This is a genomic window from Oceanobacillus salinisoli, from assembly GCF_009733865.1.
GTDB classification, from domain to species: domain Bacteria; phylum Bacillota; class Bacilli; order Bacillales; family Amphibacillaceae; genus Oceanobacillus; species Oceanobacillus salinisoli.
Genome location: NZ_WOFB01000014.1, coordinates 112,169 through 132,203 on the forward strand (window position 1 = coordinate 112,169; position 20,035 = coordinate 132,203).

General features: G+C 39.3%; 15 protein-coding genes, 1 tRNA gene and 1 riboswitch. Of the genes, 13 read left to right on the forward strand and 3 right to left on the reverse strand.

What is annotated here, in order from left to right; all coding sequences use genetic code 11:
* The first annotated feature begins 113 nt into the window (after positions 1-113).
* The 3 genes from GMJ66_RS10760 to GMJ66_RS10770 all read left to right on the forward strand — a co-directional run bounded on the left by GMJ66_RS10760 (position 114) and on the right by GMJ66_RS10770 (position 3,963).
* A complete protein-coding gene (locus GMJ66_RS10760; protein ID WP_156290321.1) occupies positions 114-638 on the forward strand; it encodes a type 1 glutamine amidotransferase domain-containing protein in 525 nt (174 codons plus the stop codon).
* Positions 639-662: 24 nt separating this feature from the next.
* Positions 663-1,796: a conserved virulence factor C family protein gene (locus GMJ66_RS10765; RefSeq protein ID WP_156290322.1), complete on the forward strand. Its 1,134-nt coding sequence runs from the start codon at positions 663-665 to the stop codon at positions 1,794-1,796.
* 178 nt (positions 1,797-1,974) lie between these two features.
* Positions 1,975-3,963: an acetoacetate--CoA ligase gene (locus GMJ66_RS10770; RefSeq protein WP_156290323.1), complete on the forward strand. Its 1,989-nt coding sequence runs from the start codon at positions 1,975-1,977 to the stop codon at positions 3,961-3,963.
* Between the two features lie 577 nt (positions 3,964-4,540).
* On the opposite strand, the gene panF is transcribed toward GMJ66_RS10770, so the two are convergent.
* From panF to GMJ66_RS10785, 3 genes are all read right to left on the reverse strand, one after another.
* Positions 4,541-5,974 (reverse strand): sodium/pantothenate symporter, encoded by a 1,434-nt coding sequence (gene panF / locus GMJ66_RS10775; protein ID WP_156290324.1) that lies wholly within the window; start codon positions 5,972-5,974, stop codon positions 4,541-4,543.
* Positions 5,971-6,258: a YhdT family protein gene (locus GMJ66_RS10780; RefSeq protein ID WP_231514896.1), complete on the reverse strand. Its 288-nt coding sequence runs from the start codon at positions 6,256-6,258 to the stop codon at positions 5,971-5,973. Before GMJ66_RS10780 ends, panF begins: the two co-directional genes overlap by 4 nt.
* 146 nt (positions 6,259-6,404) lie before the next feature.
* Positions 6,405-10,109, reverse strand: coding sequence for a 5'-nucleotidase C-terminal domain-containing protein (locus GMJ66_RS10785; RefSeq protein WP_156290325.1), 3,705 nt, complete (start codon positions 10,107-10,109; stop codon positions 6,405-6,407).
* Positions 10,110-10,354: 245 nt separating this feature from the next.
* Here GMJ66_RS10785 and GMJ66_RS10790 point away from each other — a divergent pair.
* The 10 genes from GMJ66_RS10790 to thiW all read left to right on the forward strand — a co-directional run bounded on the left by GMJ66_RS10790 (position 10,355) and on the right by thiW (position 19,983).
* Positions 10,355-10,427, forward strand: a tRNA-Ala gene (locus tag GMJ66_RS10790).
* A 638-nt stretch (positions 10,428-11,065) separates the two neighbouring features.
* Positions 11,066-11,602: a TetR/AcrR family transcriptional regulator gene (locus GMJ66_RS10795; RefSeq protein WP_156290326.1), complete on the forward strand. Its 537-nt coding sequence runs from the start codon at positions 11,066-11,068 to the stop codon at positions 11,600-11,602.
* Between the two features lie 484 nt (positions 11,603-12,086).
* A complete protein-coding gene (locus GMJ66_RS10800; RefSeq protein ID WP_156290327.1) occupies positions 12,087-12,965 on the forward strand; it encodes a BKACE family enzyme in 879 nt (292 codons plus the stop codon).
* 8 nt (positions 12,966-12,973) lie between these two features.
* Complete coding sequence (locus tag GMJ66_RS10805) at positions 12,974-13,927, forward strand: L-carnitine dehydrogenase (RefSeq protein ID WP_407939226.1); 954 nt, start codon at positions 12,974-12,976, stop codon at positions 13,925-13,927.
* Between the two features lie 25 nt (positions 13,928-13,952).
* Positions 13,953-14,423, forward strand: coding sequence for a thioesterase family protein (locus GMJ66_RS10810; protein ID WP_156290329.1), 471 nt, complete (start codon positions 13,953-13,955; stop codon positions 14,421-14,423).
* Between the two features lie 39 nt (positions 14,424-14,462).
* Complete coding sequence (locus GMJ66_RS10815) at positions 14,463-15,659, forward strand: quaternary amine ABC transporter ATP-binding protein (protein ID WP_156290330.1); 1,197 nt, start codon at positions 14,463-14,465, stop codon at positions 15,657-15,659.
* Positions 15,656-16,489 carry an ABC transporter permease gene (locus GMJ66_RS10820; RefSeq protein ID WP_156290331.1) on the forward strand — a complete coding sequence of 278 codons (834 nt, stop codon included), beginning with the start codon at positions 15,656-15,658 and terminating at the stop codon, positions 16,487-16,489. The genes GMJ66_RS10815 and GMJ66_RS10820 overlap by 4 nt, the downstream gene beginning before the upstream one ends.
* 12 nt (positions 16,490-16,501) lie before the next feature.
* Positions 16,502-17,380 (forward strand): glycine betaine ABC transporter substrate-binding protein, encoded by an 879-nt coding sequence (locus tag GMJ66_RS10825; RefSeq protein ID WP_156290332.1) that lies wholly within the window; start codon positions 16,502-16,504, stop codon positions 17,378-17,380.
* A gap of 83 nt (positions 17,381-17,463) precedes the next feature.
* The gene (locus GMJ66_RS10830; protein WP_156290333.1) at positions 17,464-19,212 is read left to right on the forward strand and encodes a CocE/NonD family hydrolase; all 1,749 of its coding nucleotides are present in this window, start codon (positions 17,464-17,466) and stop codon (positions 19,210-19,212) included.
* 74 nt (positions 19,213-19,286) lie between these two features.
* Positions 19,287-19,392: riboswitch (TPP riboswitch) on the forward strand.
* Between the two features lie 90 nt (positions 19,393-19,482).
* Positions 19,483-19,983, forward strand: a complete 501-nt coding sequence (thiW, locus tag GMJ66_RS10835; protein ID WP_156290334.1) for an energy coupling factor transporter S component ThiW — start codon at positions 19,483-19,485, stop codon at positions 19,981-19,983.
* Positions 19,984-20,035 lie beyond the last annotated feature (52 nt).

The following is a 20,035-nucleotide window of genomic DNA, read 5'->3' on the forward strand; positions in this document are numbered from 1 at the left end:
CCCTTTCATCCTCCTTTTTGAACACGCACTTTAAGTACATACCTTGCAAATAGGTCGAAATGCAAACCAACCTTTGATACACTTTAGTTATCAATAATTTTGGAGGGAAATACATGCGTTTAGAAAATAAAAAGGTGATTGCTCTTGTTGAGCATGACTTTGAAGATTTGGAACTGTGGTACCCTATTTTACGTTTGAAGGAAGAAGGTGCCACTGTTCATTTAGTCGGAAAAGAAGCAAAGAAAAAATATATTGGTAAATATGGTGTACCAGCTGAATCGGATTATGCATTTGGCGATGTCAAAGCAGAAGACTATGATGCCATTTTAGTTCCTGGTGGCTGGGCACCTGACAAATTAAGACGTTATCCAGAAGTGCTCGAAATGGTTCGCAAAATGGATCAATCCAAAAAACCAATCGGACAAATCTGCCATGCTGGATGGGTACTTATTTCGGCCAATATCCTAAACGGTGTAAAAGTAACCAGTACACCTGGAATCAAAGACGATATGACAAATGGCGGTGCAGAATGGTTTGATGAAGCAGTTGTTTCTGATGGACATATCATTTCCAGCCGCCGCCCACCGGATTTACCAGTATATATGAAAGTATTTGCAGATACTTTAGCAGAAAAGTAATGGTTATTGGCGGGAGGAGAAAAAATGAAAATTACTTCGATTGAGCCTACACCTAGTCCACATTCCATGAAAATAAATGTGAGTGAAGAATTGCCTGCAGGTGTGAGTTTTAATTACACGGACAAGGACAGTCTTTCGGATGCTCCGGATTATGTTAAGCAGTTATTTGCTATTGAGGGTGTTAAGAACATTTACCGCGTGGTAGACTTTATCGCCCTTGCCCGAAACCCAAAAACACCTTGGGAATCCATTCTGCCAGAGGTTCGAAAAGTACTTGGAACTGAAGAAAATGTAACTATTCCAGAGGCCCAACTATCCAATAAAGAGGAAGCTTTCGGAGAAGTACGTGTTTTTATTCAAATGTTTCGAGAGATTCCAATGCAGGTAAAACTGGACGATGGAAATGAAGAAAAACGCTTTGGACTGCCAAAAATGTTTATGGATGCTGTAATGGAAGCTTCGTCTTCTTCCCCTAACTTTGTCATGGAAAGGAAGTGGGTCGAACAGCATCCAAGATACGGTACAATGGAAGAGATTGGAACAGATGTTGTTGAGGAGCTAAATGCGAGTTATGACCAGGAACGAATGAACAAGTTAGTGGAGATGGCCTTACAAAATAAGCCAGCCGGAGAAGCTCCTTCTAAAAGAAGAAATATTTCATTGGAAACCTTGGATCATCCCGATTGGAAAGTACGTTACGCAGCACTTGATGCATTAAATCCAACGATAGAGGATTTGCCATTACTAGAAAAAGCATTAAAAGATGAAAAATCTTCTATTCGAAGGCTAGCGACCGCATACCTAGGTATGATTGAGGAACCTGAAGTTCTACCATATTTATATATAGCTTTAAAAGATAAATCAGTTAATGTTAGAAGAACGGCAGGAGATTGCATTTCGGATTTAGGATTCAAAGAAGCCATTCCTGAAATGATTAAAACCCTTTCCGACCCAAGCAGACTAGTGCGTTGGCGTGCCGCAATGTTTTTATATGAGGTTGGTGATGAATCTAGTATTCCTGCTCTGGAGGCAGCCGCAGAAGATCCGGAATTCGAAGTACGGATGCAAATTAACATGGCGCTTGAACGCATTCAAGGCGGGGAAGATGCAAAAGGATCAGTATGGCATCAGATGACAAAAGCTGCTAGATCAGATTAAAAACTCCAGTTATTTTTACAGTAAATGAGCATACCATTTACTATAGGAAATGTAGGCATTCGCTAAACAACAAGGCGAATGCCCCATTTTTTATGACTTGTATAACAGAATACCTTTACATAATCGGACTGTTCTAATATAATTGTGTAAATAGTCTAACAATTAAGGTGGGGATAACGTGAGTACAATTAAAGAAGGAACGTTGTTATGGGAACCGGATGAGAAGCGAAAAGAACGATCCAACCTTTATCATTATATCGATTGGTTAAGGACTAATAAGAATTTAAGTTTTTCGGATTACCACTCCCTTTGGAAATGGTCTGTTAATCACATAGAATCCTTTTGGGAATCCATTTGGGAATATTTTAATATCCAGTCCAAAACCCCATATCAAACCGTCTTAACCACCCATAATATGCCAGGTGCAAAGTGGTTTCAAGAGGCCTCTATTAATTATACAGAACATATTTTTAGAGACAGAAACAAAGATGATATCGCTATCATTCATACTTCCGAAAATCGCAAGACATCGGAAATTTCCTGGAAACAGCTTTATGAAGATACCGCCAAGATGCAGTATACATTAAGGAATTTAGGAGTAACAAAGGGAGATAGGGTGGTTGCCTATGTACCTAACATATACGAAACCGTGGTTGCTTTCCTTGCAACAGCGAGCCTTGGTGCTATTTGGTCCAGTGCATCCCCTGATTTTGGAACTCAAAGTGTGATTGATCGGTTCAAACAAATCGAACCAAAAGTCATGATTACCATCGATGGTTATGAATATGGCGGCAAAAGATTTGAGCGAATCAAAACCGTTACAGAAATACAAACAGAACTTCCAGCTTTAGAGGCAACGATAGCCATCCCTTACTTAGATAAGAATCCTGATTTCAGTCAATTTAAACATGCTATCCCCTGGGAGCAAGCTGTAGCGGAAAGTGCAGAAAAGCCAACACTTATTTATGAACATGTATTATTTAATGACCCGCTTTGGATTTTGTTTTCATCTGGTACAACAGGTAAACCTAAACCAATCGTACAAAGTCAAGGTGGTATTTTAATAGAACATTTAAAAGCGTTAACATTCCATTGTGATTTAACTGAAAATGACCGTTTCTTCTGGTATACAACGACAGGCTGGATGATGTGGAATTTCTTGATTGGCGGACTGCTTACTGGAAGTACCATTATCCTGTACGATGGAAATCCATCCTATCCCGACAATAATAGACTTTGGAAATTAGCGGAAGAAACAAAGATGACTGTTTTCGGTACAAGCGCAAGCTATATAACCGCTTGTATGAAAGCCGAATTAAAGCCTGGAAAATCATTCGACTTATCTCATTTGCATAATATTAGCTCAACTGGGTCCCCGTTACCTCCTGAAGGGTTCCAATGGTGTTATGACCATGTGAAAAAGGATTTATGGATTGCCTCAGCAAGTGGTGGGACCGATGTATGTACAGCATTTATATTAAGTGTACCTACCCTTCCCGTTCATGCTGGTGAATTACAATGCCGTGGGCTCGGTGCAAAAATAGAAAGCTTTAACGATTTAGGTCAGCCAACGATGGATGAAGTGGGAGAACTCGTATTAACCGAACCATTTCCTTCCATGCCCATCTACTTTTGGAATGATAACGATGGTTCGAGATTATATGAAAGCTACTTCAACGTCTTTCCAGGAATTTGGCGACATGGGGATTATATTAAAGTGACCAATCGTGGTACTTGTGTGATTTATGGAAGGTCCGATGCAACCATTAATCGAGGCGGTATTCGAATTGGAACAAGTGAAATTTACCGGGCAGTTGATCAGGTCAAAGAGGTTGCCGACAGTTTGATTGTCGATGTACCATTACGTAATGGCGATTCCTCCACCCCACTTTTTGTCGTCATGAAGGAAGGATATTCGTTAACCGATGAGACAAAACAGGCGATTAAACATCAAATCCGTACACAATGCTCACCACGTCATGTCCCTACTGGCATTTATGTAGTAGAAGACTTGCCTAAAACATTGAACGGCAAAAAGCTAGAAGTACCAATCAAAAAAATACTGATGGGCAAACCTGTGGAGGAAGTTGTTAACAAAGGGTCTCTAAATAATGCCAATGCTTTGGAATACTTTGTTAGATTTGCTCAAGAGGAGATTTTAACATAACTAGCCAAAGATAAATTAAAAATGGTTCCAAACATCTTTTTTGATGTTTGGAACCATTTTTTCGTAGAGTTATTTCCGTTAACTATTGTCTAATTCGCATTCATAATGGTGTCCTTCTTTAAGTTTACCGCCGTGAATACATTTTCTACCTTTTCTTTCCCCGTCATGGACAAACGAATGATACACAAAAAATCCAAAGACCTGTCCCTTACAGCATTCTCTCAACGGGGCACTTAGACCGATTCTACGTGACCGAATGTCCTCTAGATTCTTTCTTTGGGGCACCTAGAACGCTTCTACGTGACCGATTACTCAGAACTCAATCAAGCGTCATGGAAAGAAAGGGCAGATTCACTGTCCCAAACTTACTACAAACACAAATGGAACAAGTTACATGTGTAAGGCTGGATAAGAGTGTTTTAAGTAATGAAAAATCCGAACCATGATTCAAAATTCTTCATTTAGAATTCGAATTAGTTCGGATTTTTCTTTTACATGAAATTATCATCTTTAGATTTGGGGGAGTATGTCCAGCCAATCCATATAAAAAATTGGTAAATGTACCCCTTAAAAATAGTTAAACATGAATCTGCTTTTTCTCAGTCCCTAGGCTAAACCCTACATAAGCAATAAACGCCAATAAGATAGATAAAACAACTGTATGCATGCCTAGCGGGTCTGGATAGAATGTTTGGAAGATAATATAGGATGTAACCCCTACCGCCATTGAAGCAATGGCACCATATTTATTCCCTCTATCCCAATACAAGCCCATCACAATCGGCCAAATAAACGCCGCTTCCAAACCACCAATGGCAAATAAATTCAGCCATATAATTAAATCGGGAGGATTCACAGCCATTAAAAAGACAATAACGCCCAGTACCGCTGTAACCCCCATACTTAGACGCTGAACTTTCTTTCGGACGGCATTTGGATTGATATAATTGATATAGACATCCTTTACAATGGTGGAACTAACTAATAATAACAACGAATCTACCGTTGACATGATTGCTGCTAGCGGCGCTGCTAATACAATACCAGCTAGCCATGGTGGCAGTACCTCTAAAGCAATTAAAGGCATTACCGTATCCCCTACTTCGATTCCTGGCAAAATCGGTCGGGCGAACACACCAATTAAATGCATGTTCAGCATAATAAAGCCGACGACTATCGTGCCGATTATCAACGCACGATGAAAGGATCTCGTATTTTTATAGGACATCGCCCGTACAGCAACCTGTGGAAGTGCCACAACACCGACACCTACTAAAATCCAATAAGAGGAAACATATGCTGGTGTTAAAGTTCCCTCCGCACCAAACGGAGTAATTAAGTTGGGATTTTCCGCTTGTAAGTCAGTGATAATTGCCGGAAGTCCACCACCCGCAATGATAACTGCAATTAATAATACTAGTGTACCGATAAACATGATACTTCCTTGTATGGCATCTGTTATAGTTACAGCACGAAAGCCACCAAAGGTTACATAAATTAAAACGGTTATAACAAAAATAAACAATGAGGAAGTATACGATAATCCTGTCAGCGATTCTATTAATCGGCCTCCACCAATCCACTGTGCTGCCATCGCCGAAAACAGGAAGATGATAATACTAAATGCAGACAGCAGAACAACCCACTTCGATTGATAGCGTTCTTTCAGATAATCTACCAAGGTTACAGCTTTATATTTTCTAGTTACAATCGCAAATTTTTTCCCTAAAATCATTAAAGTGAAATAGCCTGTTGCGACCTGTGTTACCGATAATAATACCCAGCCAAGTCCTTCATTGTACGCAGCACCAGGGCCGCCAATAAAACTGCTGGCACTCCCATATGTAGCAGTCATTGTCATCGCTAAAACAAAGCCGCCCAAACTGCGTCCACCTAAATAATACTCTTGCATAAAAGAGTTATTTGTTTTCTGACTTCTGCTTGCTATTAAACCGATTAAAAATATGATTGCAACGGATCCAAACAATGTAATTGTAGCTTGCCAATTCATTTATCCTCTAACTCCTCATCCTCAAATGGTACATCTTTAAAAAACAATTTTACGACAATAAACACCAATACAGCCATGACAACAATGCCTAATACACAACTATAAAAAAACCAGGATGGAAGTCCAAAGACATACGAATATTCAGAAGGATCCTTACTTCCTAATCTATAAGCAAAAGCAAACCACCAGATAAAATTAAAAACAACTAATCCAATCCCTATTAGCGCTTCTCGATTTGCTATTTTATATCGATAGTCTTTTTCTTGAATCCTATCTTTCTCCAAGGTAAGTCCCCCTCTATTAATCTTATAGCAGGAAAATATCGTAAATGTAAATGTATTTTAACACTATTTTAACTGGTACAGTGGATAAATGCGAGAGGCAAATATGAAAAAGGACTCAGTCTTTTAATCGACTGAGCCCCTTTTCCTTAATCTAGGCTAACTTTTAAAACTCTATCTTCCACTCTAGACATTTCAAATGTCTCTGAATGAGTACCATCTGTTACAACTAATGTTACTTCTTTTTCTTTGAGAATATCTACTTGCTCTTTATTCAGCAATAAATCTCTTGGTTTCTTGTCATTATAAATATTGATAACCGCTTGTTCACCCTGTTCCAGTTCCTCTAAGTCTTCCGTATGAACAGTGGCAGTACCGTTATTTTCCTTTGGTTCGATTTCTGTGATAGGCTGTTCTTCTTCCGATTCTCCTGGAATGTCATCTGTTACGGAGATTCTTCCTTCAGAACCGTAAACAATTGGATTATCCTCAGAGCTGTTCAAACTTTTCACAAAGTCCACCGCAGCATCAATGTCTACTGGCCCCATTACAGGATTTTCGCCTAAATTCATAATTGGCCCATCCTGTGTTCCCATATAGTTATTAACTGTTAACGTATATGTCGCATCCTTATCAATTGGTGTTCCATCAGGGAATGTGATGTCAACAACCTGCTGTAATTCCGGATTATACGTATAGTGGAATCCTGCTACACTGTAATCTGACCCGTAGCTGGATAACTGATCATTTAAAATTGGGTATAAATCTGCCCCTTTGATTTCATAGGTCATAAGTGTGTTGCCAAATGGAAGGACGTTAAACATTTCACCCCAGGTAACTGGTCCAGCTAGGAGATCATCTCTTATTCCACCACCATTTGTCATCGCAAAATCACTGTCCATTGTCCAATTCATACCATCTGTAATTAAGTTACCTAAGCCATGGTCGCTTCCATTCGTGTAACTACCTGTTAAATCCTGTGTATTGTATCCAATTACTTCATTTACAATCGGAGCAATCTGTTCTTCATAATGTGCTAATATTTCAGCAACCGTTTCATCTGGCGTATAATCATTCTGTTTTACAAAGACAATCTCCGCTTCTTTCTCTACGATATCGCCTGATTCACGGTCAATCGCTATATCTACATCCGCAAAGGCTTTTCCATATTCTGAGGCTTGTACAATTAGCTTATTATCTACTTCCACATTATTCACGGCATGATTATGTGCTGCAAAAATGATGTCCACAGCATCATCCACATTCGCTGCTAAATCAGCTGCATCTCCAGTAGCACTATCCCCATCCTGATATGCTGGCATGTGAGCAAGAACAATAATTGCTTCTACACCTTGTGCTGTAAGCTCAGCAACTGCATCATTCACTGCTTCTGTTTCATCGGTAAATGCAATTCCTTCTAAGGAAGAAGGCATAACCATATTCACAGATTCTTTTGTATTAACACCGATAAAACCAATTTCAACACCATCTACTTCTTCAATGTAATATGGAGGTAGGTAAGTTTCCCCACTGTCTTCATAAACACAATTCGCACAAAGAACAGGAAAATTCATTCCATCATATCCTTCTGTACCTTTCCCCTCAGGGTGTTCCCCACCATTGATCATACGTAGTAATTCCTCTACACCTTCATCAAATTCGTGGTTTCCTACCGTACTAACATCAAAACCAATTTCTTCCATAATTTCGACAGTTGGTTCATCCTGCAATAATCCTGATACCGGGGAACTTCCACCAATCATATCCCCTGCATGAACAATCAATGTGTTTTCATTTTCCTGTTCACGTTCTTTTATCGCTGCTGACGTATAATCCATACGACCATACATATCATAAGTACCGTCCCCATCAGGATCCAAACTATATTCCTGATCAATTTTCCCATGAAGATCATTCATGCTTAATATTTGCAGGTCAAGAAGATCTCCATCAGAACCTCCTTCTTGTGCTGGAGTAAACCCGTAAGATTCTGCCTCTTCTGCACTAACGAAAAAGATTCGTTTCTCTACTGGTACTTCTTCATATGCTTCTGGTTCCACGTATTCCATCGTTTCTGAATTCCCTACATATCTTAGCAAACCTTTTTGGTCATCAAATGCACGGAAAACAAATGGTAATTCCAGAAGTGGATTTTCCGGATTCCAAATTCCAAGCCCTGCATCTTTGGCTTCTTTTACCGCATCCTGATATACCGGGTATGCTTCTTCATCAATTGGTGCTAAGAAATACGAAGATGCGTAGCCTTGTGCTACCATTTCCAAATTAATGTTCAATCCATCATCTTTACGAATCACTTCTGCTAAAATTCTTCCATAATCATCAGTTGGCTGATCACCTATTTTAAGTTGAATCTCATCACCTGGTTGAATGAGCTCTTGAATATATTCCGTTGCTAAATCCCCATAGTATTTTTGATTCTCATTAATTTCTGCCCGATCAGGATCATTATTTTTCGCTGCATATGTTTCGGGTGTATCCATATTCAAGAAACGAACCCTCGTTTCTCCAAATACCGGTGATTCAATGCGTAGTGTATCACCGTCCGTGACACTAGCAACCGTAGCATCATATAGTCCTGCTGCCGATGGTGCTTCTGGCTGTTCTTCCGCAACTTGCAAATCGTCTTGTTCAGTTGGAATCAATTGGTACGTATCATATTGACTGACAATTGCCGTAATATCATACCATAGCCCTGATTCCACTTGGGTTATATCCATGGAGTTTTCCATGATTCTTAACGTTGTTCCATTAAAATCCTCATCAATGAAAGAAACATTGTAGCCTCCACCTGCAGGACTTCCTGGAATATTGTTTACATATCCATTCACCTGTACGAGTTGCCCTTCATATTGTTCCGCAGTATCAGAACTTTGAAGGTCTTCAATGGTCATTTGCTGTGGTTGTGGTAGGTCTTGTCCAGTTTCGAGCACTTCAATGGAGGTTGGTATAATTTCTTTTAATCCATTATAGGAATCTAGTTCCCCAGAAACTAATACTCTATCACCTTTTGATACATCTGGTAATTCTCCCTGATTATAAGCAAACAAATTAATCCCTGCTGTTTCATCTTGAATGTATGTTGTAAACTGTGATCCATTGCTGATGGCATCATTATCAGCCAATACCGTTCCTTCCACCGTAACCACTGTACCATCACTTAGATTACGGGCTTCTCCAATGGTGTACTCTCCAGTACCAGGTTCTGAAGGTTCACCAGGCTCCTCTGGTGGATTAGATGGTTCAATACCATCCATTGCGTGACTTCCAAGATATGCAAATGTATTCGTATCATAATCTGTCCATTGTGATTCATCATAGATAGTACTTGGTGCGGTAACCGAAGCTTTTCTAACTAGGGTTACATCAGGAGCATAATTATTTTGGACCCCAATTTCTCCAAGAACATCTATGACATTATCATTTTTGGATAAAGTAAACGCATCATCCCCATTAAAATTAATAACGCCACCATTGGTTCCATCTGCATGTTCAAGGATGGTTGAATCTGCACTAGGGTGAGCTAAAACGTAGACATCACCATGCATTAATTCTCCTTTTAATGTAAAGGTTTGAGATGGGTCTGAAGCACCATTACTGTATAATGAAACTTGATACTCAGATAGATCCACTGTTTCTCCTGTACCATTATAAATCTCTATCGCCTTATTATAAGAGCTACCTTCCACATACTCTGAAATAAATAATTCCCCAGCAAAAACTTCATTCTCCTCTTGCGCTGTCTCTGCAAAAGTTATCACCGGAGAAAAGTTCATAAAGACAAGTGTAAAAATCAGCAACATAATAAGTGGCTTTTTCAACTTTACTCTCTTCATTGTCACCCTCCATAATTTGATAGATTTTTTTCCAATTCGTGTGTTTACAACATGTAGATACAAATTTAATATGACATATTCATAGAATGGATACTATTAAATTAGTCTAAAATTATTGTAAATACAGACTATTTACCTATATAATTCAAAAAAAGGTTATTTAGTCTCTCTAACAAAATCAAAACCGCGGTACTATTGAAATGGTTGAGATCGCGTTATATAAGTTATATAATAAAAATAGTCACGGGGCATTAGCTCAGCTGGGAGAGTGCTTGCATGGCATGCAAGAGGTCACGGGTTCGAGCCCCGTATGCTCCATTTATTAAAGAAAGGATGATAGGCTTTGTAACCTGTCATCCTTTTTTCTTTTATCCCCATACTTAAAGAGGATTTCAAAATCCCGGTGAAAATGACACGTCGAAACATACACGCTTAAAACCACCTTTTATAATATTCGCATCCTTAGTTTTTCTCTTAACTATACCAATCCTCTGTCTCATAAATTTTCTATATGATAACAAACAAAAATCTCCATTTCCCGGGCAATATCGACAATTGGGAAGAATAATTATGTGTAGGAAACTAATACATTATGCTAAATAATCCTATCTATTCATTTAATATTTAGGATCTTTTCGAAAGTTTCGTTGCTTTTTAATCCTCACGTCTATAGTAAAGTGAATCTTCAATCAATGGGGGCTTGCACCCATTTAATCACGTAATAAAATCCGACATAATTTGAAATACTTTAGACCATAGTTGTTCCTTACCTACTTTCGGAATACACTAGTCCTAGGCTATACAACTTTAAGTTAGTATTACGATGGTTGATTAAGGGGAAGGAGGATATAGTCTACAGTGCATGGATATGCCTTTTCTTTAAGTATGGTTGAAATAAAACCGTCCGGGTAGTATAGTTACAATTATATTGAATACGAAGAAGGTGTTTCATAACTATGGGCAGAAATTCACGAAAATCCGACATACTAGATGCTGCTTCGAAAATTGTAAACGAACAAGGCATATTTAATTTAACATTGGATGCAGTCGCAAAAGAAGCTGGATTAAGTAAAGGCGGCCTCCTTTATCACTACCCCTCAAAGGAAGAACTAGTGAAAGGAATGGTAGCGTATTTAGCTAATAACTATCAGGAAAAAATAGCAAAGGACATGGAGGGTGACCCTGAAGATAAAGGGAAATGGTTACGTGCATACGTCAATGTCACCTTTAATCAATCGGAACAGAACAAACAAAAAAATGCTGTCCTTTTAGCTGCAAAGGCCGTTGATTTCCAATTACTCGATCCAATACGTGACTTGTATAAAAGCTGGGAAAAAGAATTAGAAAATGATGGGGTTGATCCAATGAAAGCTGCTATCATCCAGCTTGCAGCAGACGGGGTTTGGCTGTCTGAATTATTTGATATCAATCGAATGGAAGATAAAAAGAAAGAAGAAGTGTTTCAATATTTAATGGACTGGGCTAAAGAGTAATTAACATTTTTAAGGCCCTCGAACCAAAAGGCTGTTTTCTAAAGAATTGTTTCCTTTTTGAGAAAAGGGATTCCTTGTATCTTCCCTACGCTTGGTAGGACGTATCTAATCCCACTTACGAATGGAATAACACCTCATTTCTTACTTTCTTATCTATCAAGAAAGGATTGACAGTATTTACAAGGGCCTGGAATACAGCGCATGAAATCTAGATTAATCGTCTTAGTCTTGATTCCATGCGTTTTTATTTTTATGTCCAACCTTTTTTCCATTTGTCCTCTAAATCAATTATTTCAGACAAATCACTCTAAAAATCCAAAAAAACTTTTATCCCCCCTCAGCTCTCCAATATCAAGGACTACAGCGATTTGTACCGACAATTCAAAGAAGTGGAAACTTGATACAAAATTTTAATAGTGTTATAGTTTTTAACTGTATTTATGAACCGTCTGGTTGGTTAACTAAAAAGCAAGGAGGCATTACGATGAAAAAGGTATTACTTACTGCTGCGGTTACAGGAGCTGGAGATACAACTAAAAAAAGCAAATATGTGCCAGTTACCCCTAAAGAAATTGCTGATTCAGCTATCGCTTCAGCAAAAGCAGGTGCCACAGTAGCGCATATCCATGCTAGAGATCCGCAAACTGGCTGGATAAGTCATGATATCGAACATTACCGTGAAATCGTGGACCGTATCAGAGATTCAGACACAGATGTCATTATCAATATTACCGCGGGTGGTGGCGGAGATTTTATTCCTAATTTGGACACTCCAGCTGCTGGAGGAAACGGGACACTCATCCAAACCCCTGAGGAAAGACACCAGCCAATTGGTGAATTACTTCCGGAAATGTGCACATTAGACTGTGGCAGTGTCAACTTTGGAGACATGATTTACATGAGCCCTACAGAGTGGTTAAGACAACAGGCAAAACTCATTCAAGATAGTGGTGTGAAGCCAGAGATGGAATGCTTTGACACAGGGCATTTGCGATTTGCTAAGCAATTAGTTGAAGAAGGATTAATTGATGGCGATCCGATGTTCCAATTTTGCCTAGGAATTCCATGGGGTGCGGAAGCTGATGTGGAAACAATGCTATATATGAAAAATCGTTTACCGGAAAACGCTAGCTGGTCTGCATTTGGGATTGGAAGAATGCAATTACCTATTGCCCTGCAAACTGCCCTCCTTGGTGGAAATGTGCGAGTTGGACTCGAAGACAACCTATATTTAGAAAAAGGCGTGCTTGCCAGCAATGAACAACTCGTTGATAAAACTGCAAATATGCTCTATCAAAATGGAATAACTATGATGACACCAGCAGAAGCACGTGAGTATTATGGTTTGAGACAGGTTAAGTAGGAGGATTTATGATGCAGAATAATATTAAAAAAATAGCCGTAGTTGGAACAGGCGTAATTGGTAATGGGTGGATTGCAAGATTTCTGGCAAAAGGCTATGATGTCATTGCCTTTGACCCAGCGGAAGGAGCAGAAGCCAGAACACGGGATATGCTCGCACGAGTTTGGCCATCATTACAGGAACTCGGAATGTCCGAGACTGCTTCCATCGATCGCTTGTGTTTTGTGGAAACGATGGAAGCTGCTATTAAAGATGCTGATTATGTACAGGAAAATGTACCAGAACGGGAAGATTTGAAGAAAAATGTGCTACAAGCCATTGATAAACATACAAATCCGGAAGTCATTATCGGTTCCAGCACTTCTGGAATTATGCCTTCAACACTACAAGAAGGGTTAACACATCCGGAACGTTTAATTGTTGCACATCCATTTAACCCCGTTTATATCCTTCCATTAGTAGAGATTGTTGGTGGGAAAGATACTTCATCAGAGGTTATTGAATATGCTGAAATACTTTTTGAAAATGTAGGTATGAAGTCACTCGTTATTAACAAGGAAATCGAAGGACACGTTGCTGACCGGCTAATGGAAGCACTATGGCGCGAAGCACTTCATTTAGTAAACGATGGAATTGCCACAACCGAAGAAGTAGACAAAGCTATCATTTACGGTGCTGGTTTACGCTGGGCACAGATGGGACCATTCATGACATTCCACTTAGCTGGTGGCGATGCAGGCATGAGACATATGCTGGAACAATTCGGTCCTGCTTTGAAGCAACCTTGGACAAAACTAGTTGCTCCAGAGTTAACCGATGAATTAAAGGAAAAAGTAATCAACGGCTGTGAAGAAAGTGCAGGAAATGAATCCGTTGCTCAATTGGAAGAGAAGCGAAATGAATTTTTAATCAAACTACTAGATTTAGTAGAAGATTACTGGCCAGCATTTCATAAACAGTAAATGATCAAAAGTCAGGAGGCTATACATGGAATCCTCATCTTTTCAATACGAATGCATAGTTAAAAAAAACTGGGTGGATTACAACTGTCACATGAACGATGCCGAATATGCGAAAGTATTTAGTTTGGCCCTTGATCAATGGATAGAAGAAATTGGATTAGACCAAAATGCAAGAAATGATTATGGATATACAATTTTCACCTTAGAAACACATCTTTGTTATTTACAGGAAGTACATGAAGGGCAAAATTTAAATGTTTCTTTACAATTGCTTGATAATGACGAGAAACGGATACATGTTATTTTCCTTATGAAAAACGATGAAAATAAAGTCGTTGCTACAAGTGAGCAAATGCTGATGGGGATCGATACCCAAACAAATCGACCAGCCCCATTTCCTGATGTGATTGCAAAAAATATAGATGAACTCAATGAAAACCAAAAAGAAATGGAAGCTCCAAAACAGGCAGGAAGAAGAATAGGAATCAAACGATAGGTCGCGCTAGACCATTAAAAAAAGAGGAGGTAAGAAGCAATGAATAAGATTGAAGTTAAAAATCTGACAAAAATCTTTGGTTCCCATCCTCAACAAGGTCTTAAACGACTTAAAAATGGAGAATCCAAAGATGAAATCCTAGATAAAACCGGGATGACAGTTGGTGTAAATCAAGCTAACTTTTCCGTTAAACCTGGTGAGATTTTCGTCATAATGGGGCTTTCCGGCAGTGGGAAGTCCACATTAATTCGACTAATTAATCGACTAATCGAACCGACAGATGGCGAGATCTCAATTGATGGCGAAAGTATTACCAGGATGGACAAAAATCAATTAATTGAGGTTCGCCGAAAGAAACTAGCAATGGTTTTTCAAAAATTCGGCTTACTCCCCCACCGGACCGTATTAAATAACGTTGCTTATGGCCTAGAACTCCAAGGTACTGATAAACAGGAACGTGAAAATCTCGCAGCTAAAACGATTGAAGATGTTGGTCTAAAAGGCTATGAAAATAGTTATCCAAGTGAATTAAGTGGTGGAATGCAACAGCGGGTTGGCCTGGCAAGAGCGTTAACCAACGACAGTGACATTCTGTTGATGGACGAAGCCTTTAGTGCCTTAGACCCCATTATACGAAAAGAAATGCAGGATGAACTGATTCGGCTTCAAAGTAAATTAAACAAGACCGTATTATTTATCACACATGACCTGGACGAAGCGCTAAAGCTTGGAGACCGTATTGCCATCATGAAAGATGGTCAAATTGTACAAATTGGCACATCAGAAGAAATTCTTGAAAATCCGGCCAACACATATGTTTCAAACTTCGTAAGGGATGTGGATCGTTCCAAAGTCTTAAATGCAAGTCATGTGATGAAGAAACCAGAAGTACTTGTTACTTACAAGGCTGGAGTTCGTGTAGCAGTTCGAAAAATGGAAGAAGTCGGTGCCTCCAGCATTTTTGTTGTTGATAAAGACCAAAACTTTAAAGGATTGCTTACGATTGATGATGCTATCCGGGCACATAAAGAACAACTCCCAATGGAAGACGTACTTATCGATAATGTACAAGTTATCACACCGGATACATTACTAAACGATATGGTTGGATTAGCAGTAGAAGCTAAATATCCAATAGCCGTCGTAGCAGACGGAAAATTATGTGGAATTGTTTCTCGCGTATCTATCCTGTCTGGGCTTGTTCTCGGTAAAGAAAGAGAGGAGGTTATGCAATGAATTACTTCGAGTTCCCATTAGAGGATATAACAAATGACTTTGTCAATAATTGGCTATTACCAACTTTAAGTGGATTTTTCGATCAAATCAGTGTTATATTACGTTCCTTTGTTGACGCTGTAACCAATGTCTTAACCTCCACCCCCGCAGAAGTGATCGCAATCCTGCTCATCGCCCTAGCGTGGTGGATTTCTGGAAAGGGAGTTGCACTGTTTGCACTTATCGGTATGCTTTACCTCGGATCAGTGGATCTATGGACAGAATCGATGCAAACACTAGCTATTGTCATTGTTTCTACTATTATTTCGGTTTTAATCGGAATACCGGTTGGAATTTTAAGTGCAACCAATTCTGTTATTGATAAAACCGTTCGTCCGATACTGGATTTCATGCAAACACTCCCTATCTTTGTTTATCTAATTCCTGCTATTCTATTATTCGGACTTGGTGGAGTTCCAGCAGTTATTGCTACTTTTGTGTTCGCTGTACCACCTGCAGTAAGAATGACTAGTTTAGGGATAAAACAAGTTCCTGGCGAAGTAGTAGAAGCTTCTCGTGCTTATGGATCTACTCCTAGACAGCTCTTAATTAAAGTTCAGCTTCCCCTCGCCCTGCCAACCATCATGGCTGGAGTCAATCAGACAATTATGCTTGCATTATCGATGGCAGTAGTAGCATCGATGATAGGAGCACCAGGTCTTGGATCGATTGTATTAACAGGAATTTCTCAAGTAAATGTCGGCCTCGGACTAACTGGTGGATTGGCTATTGTTGTACTCGCCATTGTTTTAGATCGAATCACTCAAGGTATTACAAATAAAGTAAAATAAGGAGAGATAATAATGAAAAATAATTTATTGTTCCTATCTATGCTATTAACCTTACTCGTACTGGCAGCTTGCTCAACTGAATCAGGAGCAGCTGATTCCAATGATAAAGAAGAAACTGAAAAGCCGGTTCTGACCTTTGGGGTAACCCCTTGGACTAGTACAGTCCCTCCAACAGAAGTAGCTAGCCTAATTCTTCAGGATATGGGATATAAAGTTGAACAAACGCAAGCAGATGCGGGAAATGTTTATATTGGTCTTTCCCGTGGAGATATTGACATCTTTATGGATGCATGGCTTCCAGCACATGAAGTGTATTTAGATAAATACAGTGATAACATTGAAAGTGTTTCTGTCAGCTATGATGGCGCAGATGCTGGATGGGTAGTACCAACATATTTAGAAGATATCAACTCTATTGGAGATATTAAGGGAAACGAGGACATGTTTAATCATGAAATGTATTCCATTGAAGAAGGTGCAAGTGCTACTGGAATCATTGATGAAGCAATCGAAGGGTATGAGTTAGATTTAACACAGATAAATTCTTCTGAAGGTGGAATGATTGCACAAGCCATGCGTTTAATGGAACAGGAAAAACCTGTTATCTTTTACGGCTGGCGTCCACATACGATGTTTAACCGATTCGATATTAAAATTTTAGAAGATGAGAAAGGGTACTTCAATAGTGCTTCTGTAGAAATCATTACAAATAATGAATTAAAAGAAACTGCACCAGAAGTATATGAGTTCTTAGGCAATTGGGAAATCTCCATTGATGATGTGGAAGAAATGATTGCCCAAATCGAAAACGAAGATCGTGACCCTACTGAAGTAGCTCAAGAGTGGATTGATAACAATGAGGATAAAGTAAATGAAATGCTAGGAAAATAAGAACCATATTTTGACATGCTGTACGGTTATGCAGCATGTCAAATTTACAAAGAATTAGTAAGCGAAGGGAGTATCAATGATTCATGACAACGAAGGAAAAAAATGTACAAATTATTGTTGATCGTGATGTAGCATGCACATTAAGAGATGGGACGAAATTGTATTCCAACATTTATAGACCCAACAATAATGAAAAACATCCTGTCCTATTAACCCGGCTTCCGTATAATAAAAATCTCCCTAATTTTTCCCATCGTTATATCGATCCGATTCGTATGGCGATGAATGGTTATATCGTTATTATTCAAGACGTCCGCGGGAGATTTTCATCAGAAGGAGAATTTGAACCATTTGTTCAAGAACTAAAAGACGGCTATGATTCAGTGGAATGGGCCGGAGCTCTCCCCTATTCAAATGGCAAGGTTGGTATGTTCGGTTTATCTTACTATGCGTTTACCCAATTATATGCAATGATGGAACAGCCACCATCTTTAAAAGCAATATTACCTGCGATGACCGGCCATATTTTTGAAGATGCATTTGACAGGAATGGCGTATTTAATTTAGCTTCCAGTGAAACATGGGTATTAGATTCCGTTGCCACCGATTATTTAAAACGGAAACAAAAATCCGGCTATTCGGAAGCATTAAAAGAAATTATCCATGATTTAAACAATATTGCTGAATGGCATACATTTACACCAGTTAACCTTTGGCCACCAGCAAATAAACATCCTGAACTGCAGGAGTTTTTCCGAAAATATTTACATCAGGAATTTACGAAACAAGCACGTGAGCAAATTAATTTTAAAGGAAATCCCAATGAATTAGGGATGCCAGCATACCATATTGCAGGCTGGTACGATAACTTCCTTGGACCAACCATTCGCAATTATGAAGCAATGAAAGGCAAACAGCATAATCAAAAATTATTAATTGGTCCATGGGGACATGGTATGTTTCACTCTGACCTTGGAGAAAGAAGCTTTGGGTTTAACAGTGCTGGAACTTCCATTGATGGGAAAGAGGATATAACAGGCCTACATATTAAGTGGTTCGATTATTGGTTGAAAGAAGAACAGGAATCCCTTCCAGAGGATGACAAACCGGTAAAAATCTTTGTAATGGGAGAAAACAAATGGCGTTCCGAGGAAGCTTGGCCTATCGAACGAACCATTTACACACCTATGTATTTGCACAGCAATGGAAAGGCAAATCTGAATCATCAATCCGGTTCCCTTTCTTTCGAACAGCCAGAAAATGAACCCTTTGATCAATATGTACATGATCCTAACCATCCTGTTCCTACCCATGGTGGGGGTGTTCTGTTCTATAATGGCAGAAATGCTGGCCCTCGTGATCAAAGGAAACTGGAAGAACGGGATGACGTATTAGTCTACACTTCCGACCCATTGGAAGAACCTATCGAGGTAACTGGTTGGGTAAAAATGAACCTATGGGCCTCTACTAATGCCAAAGATACCGACTTTGTTGTTAAACTTATTGATGTTCTTCCTGATGGTACAGCATACAATTTAACGGATGGCGTGATTCGTGCCAAATATCGTGATGGTAAGGATGAAGAAAAATTACTGAATGGGGAGATTATACAAATGGAAATTGACCTTTGGGCAACAAGTAATGTGTTTCTGCCAGGCCACTCCATTCGAATTGAAATATCCAGTAGTAATTTCCCACAGTACGATGTAAATCCTGGGACTGGAAAAACGTTAATCGACTCAACAGAAGTTAGAACAGCAAACCAAAAGATTTACCATGATGAAGACCATCCATCACATGTTGTATTACCAATTATTCCGAGAAGTGAGTGAAGTTTTTAAATTTACTAGATGACAATGGCGCTATCATTTGTTATCCTTAAAGTGATTCATAATTTAATAATCTTAGAAACTACTAGGGGTGCCCAAATCCGGGCTGAGAGGAATAGGTTTTCCGACCCTTATGGACCTGATCTGGTTAGTACCAGCGGAGGGAAGTAGTATGACGAAACGGTCAGTCTATATTCTCGAATGTAAAGCCAGGTCCTTATTGGATCTGGCTTTTTTGGTTCCCCTATTAGGAAAGGAGGAAAGGAGGAAATAATGAATAAAACACGACTAATCACAACCATGGCTGTCTTCATTGCAATTGGAACGATTACTGCACAGTTAATCTGGTTCCCGGCTGGTGTTGCAAAAGCATATCCAATGCAACATGCGATTAATGTACTGGCTGGAGTTCTGCTCGGGCCAGGCCCTGCCGTCATTATTGCATTTATGATTGGTCTGCTTCGCAATATGCTTGGTCTAGGAACATTACTGGCTTTTCCTGGTGGAATGGTTGGTGCCTTTTTGGCAGGTTATTTCTATAAAAAGTCAGGCAATAAGGGATTAGCTGTTGTTGGAGAAGGCTTGGGAAGTGGAGTAATTGGTGCGCTATTTGCTGTACCTTTTGCCTATATTTTTATGGGTAGCGCTGCCGGTGCATTTGCCTTCATGCCAGCATTCCTTGTCAGCAGTATTCCGGGAGCTATCATTGGATGGTTTATCGTATCTCGAATAACGAAATTAGAAGGTATAAAAATTAGTAAAACTAGCAACTAATAATATTTTAAACGGAAACTACTTGTACGTGTTTACCCCCATATTTCAAGGA

Bases quoted from the DNA above. Each gene is read 5' to 3' on its own strand.
- GMJ66_RS10765 (WP_156290322.1), top strand. From the start codon at position 663: ATGAAAATTACTTCGATTGAGCCTACACCTAGTCCACATTCCATGAAA.
- GMJ66_RS10820 (WP_156290331.1), top strand. From the start codon at position 15,656: ATGAATTACTTCGAGTTCCCATTAGAGGATATAACAAATGACTTTGTC.
- GMJ66_RS10800 (WP_156290327.1), top strand. From the start codon at position 12,087: ATGAAAAAGGTATTACTTACTGCTGCGGTTACAGGAGCTGGAGATACA.
- GMJ66_RS10815 (WP_156290330.1), top strand. From the start codon at position 14,463: ATGAATAAGATTGAAGTTAAAAATCTGACAAAAATCTTTGGTTCCCAT.
- GMJ66_RS10810 (WP_156290329.1), top strand. From the start codon at position 13,953: ATGGAATCCTCATCTTTTCAATACGAATGCATAGTTAAAAAAAACTGG.
- GMJ66_RS10785 (WP_156290325.1), bottom strand. From the start codon at position 10,109: ATGAAGAGAGTAAAGTTGAAAAAGCCACTTATTATGTTGCTGATTTTT.
- GMJ66_RS10825 (WP_156290332.1), top strand. From the start codon at position 16,502: ATGAAAAATAATTTATTGTTCCTATCTATGCTATTAACCTTACTCGTA.
- GMJ66_RS10795 (WP_156290326.1), top strand. From the start codon at position 11,066: ATGGGCAGAAATTCACGAAAATCCGACATACTAGATGCTGCTTCGAAA.
- GMJ66_RS10830 (WP_156290333.1), top strand. From the start codon at position 17,464: ATGACAACGAAGGAAAAAAATGTACAAATTATTGTTGATCGTGATGTA.
- panF (WP_156290324.1), bottom strand. From the start codon at position 5,974: ATGAATTGGCAAGCTACAATTACATTGTTTGGATCCGTTGCAATCATA.
- thiW (WP_156290334.1), top strand. From the start codon at position 19,483: ATGAATAAAACACGACTAATCACAACCATGGCTGTCTTCATTGCAATT.
- GMJ66_RS10760 (WP_156290321.1), top strand. From the start codon at position 114: ATGCGTTTAGAAAATAAAAAGGTGATTGCTCTTGTTGAGCATGACTTT.
- GMJ66_RS10805 (WP_407939226.1), top strand. From the start codon at position 12,974: ATGATGCAGAATAATATTAAAAAAATAGCCGTAGTTGGAACAGGCGTA.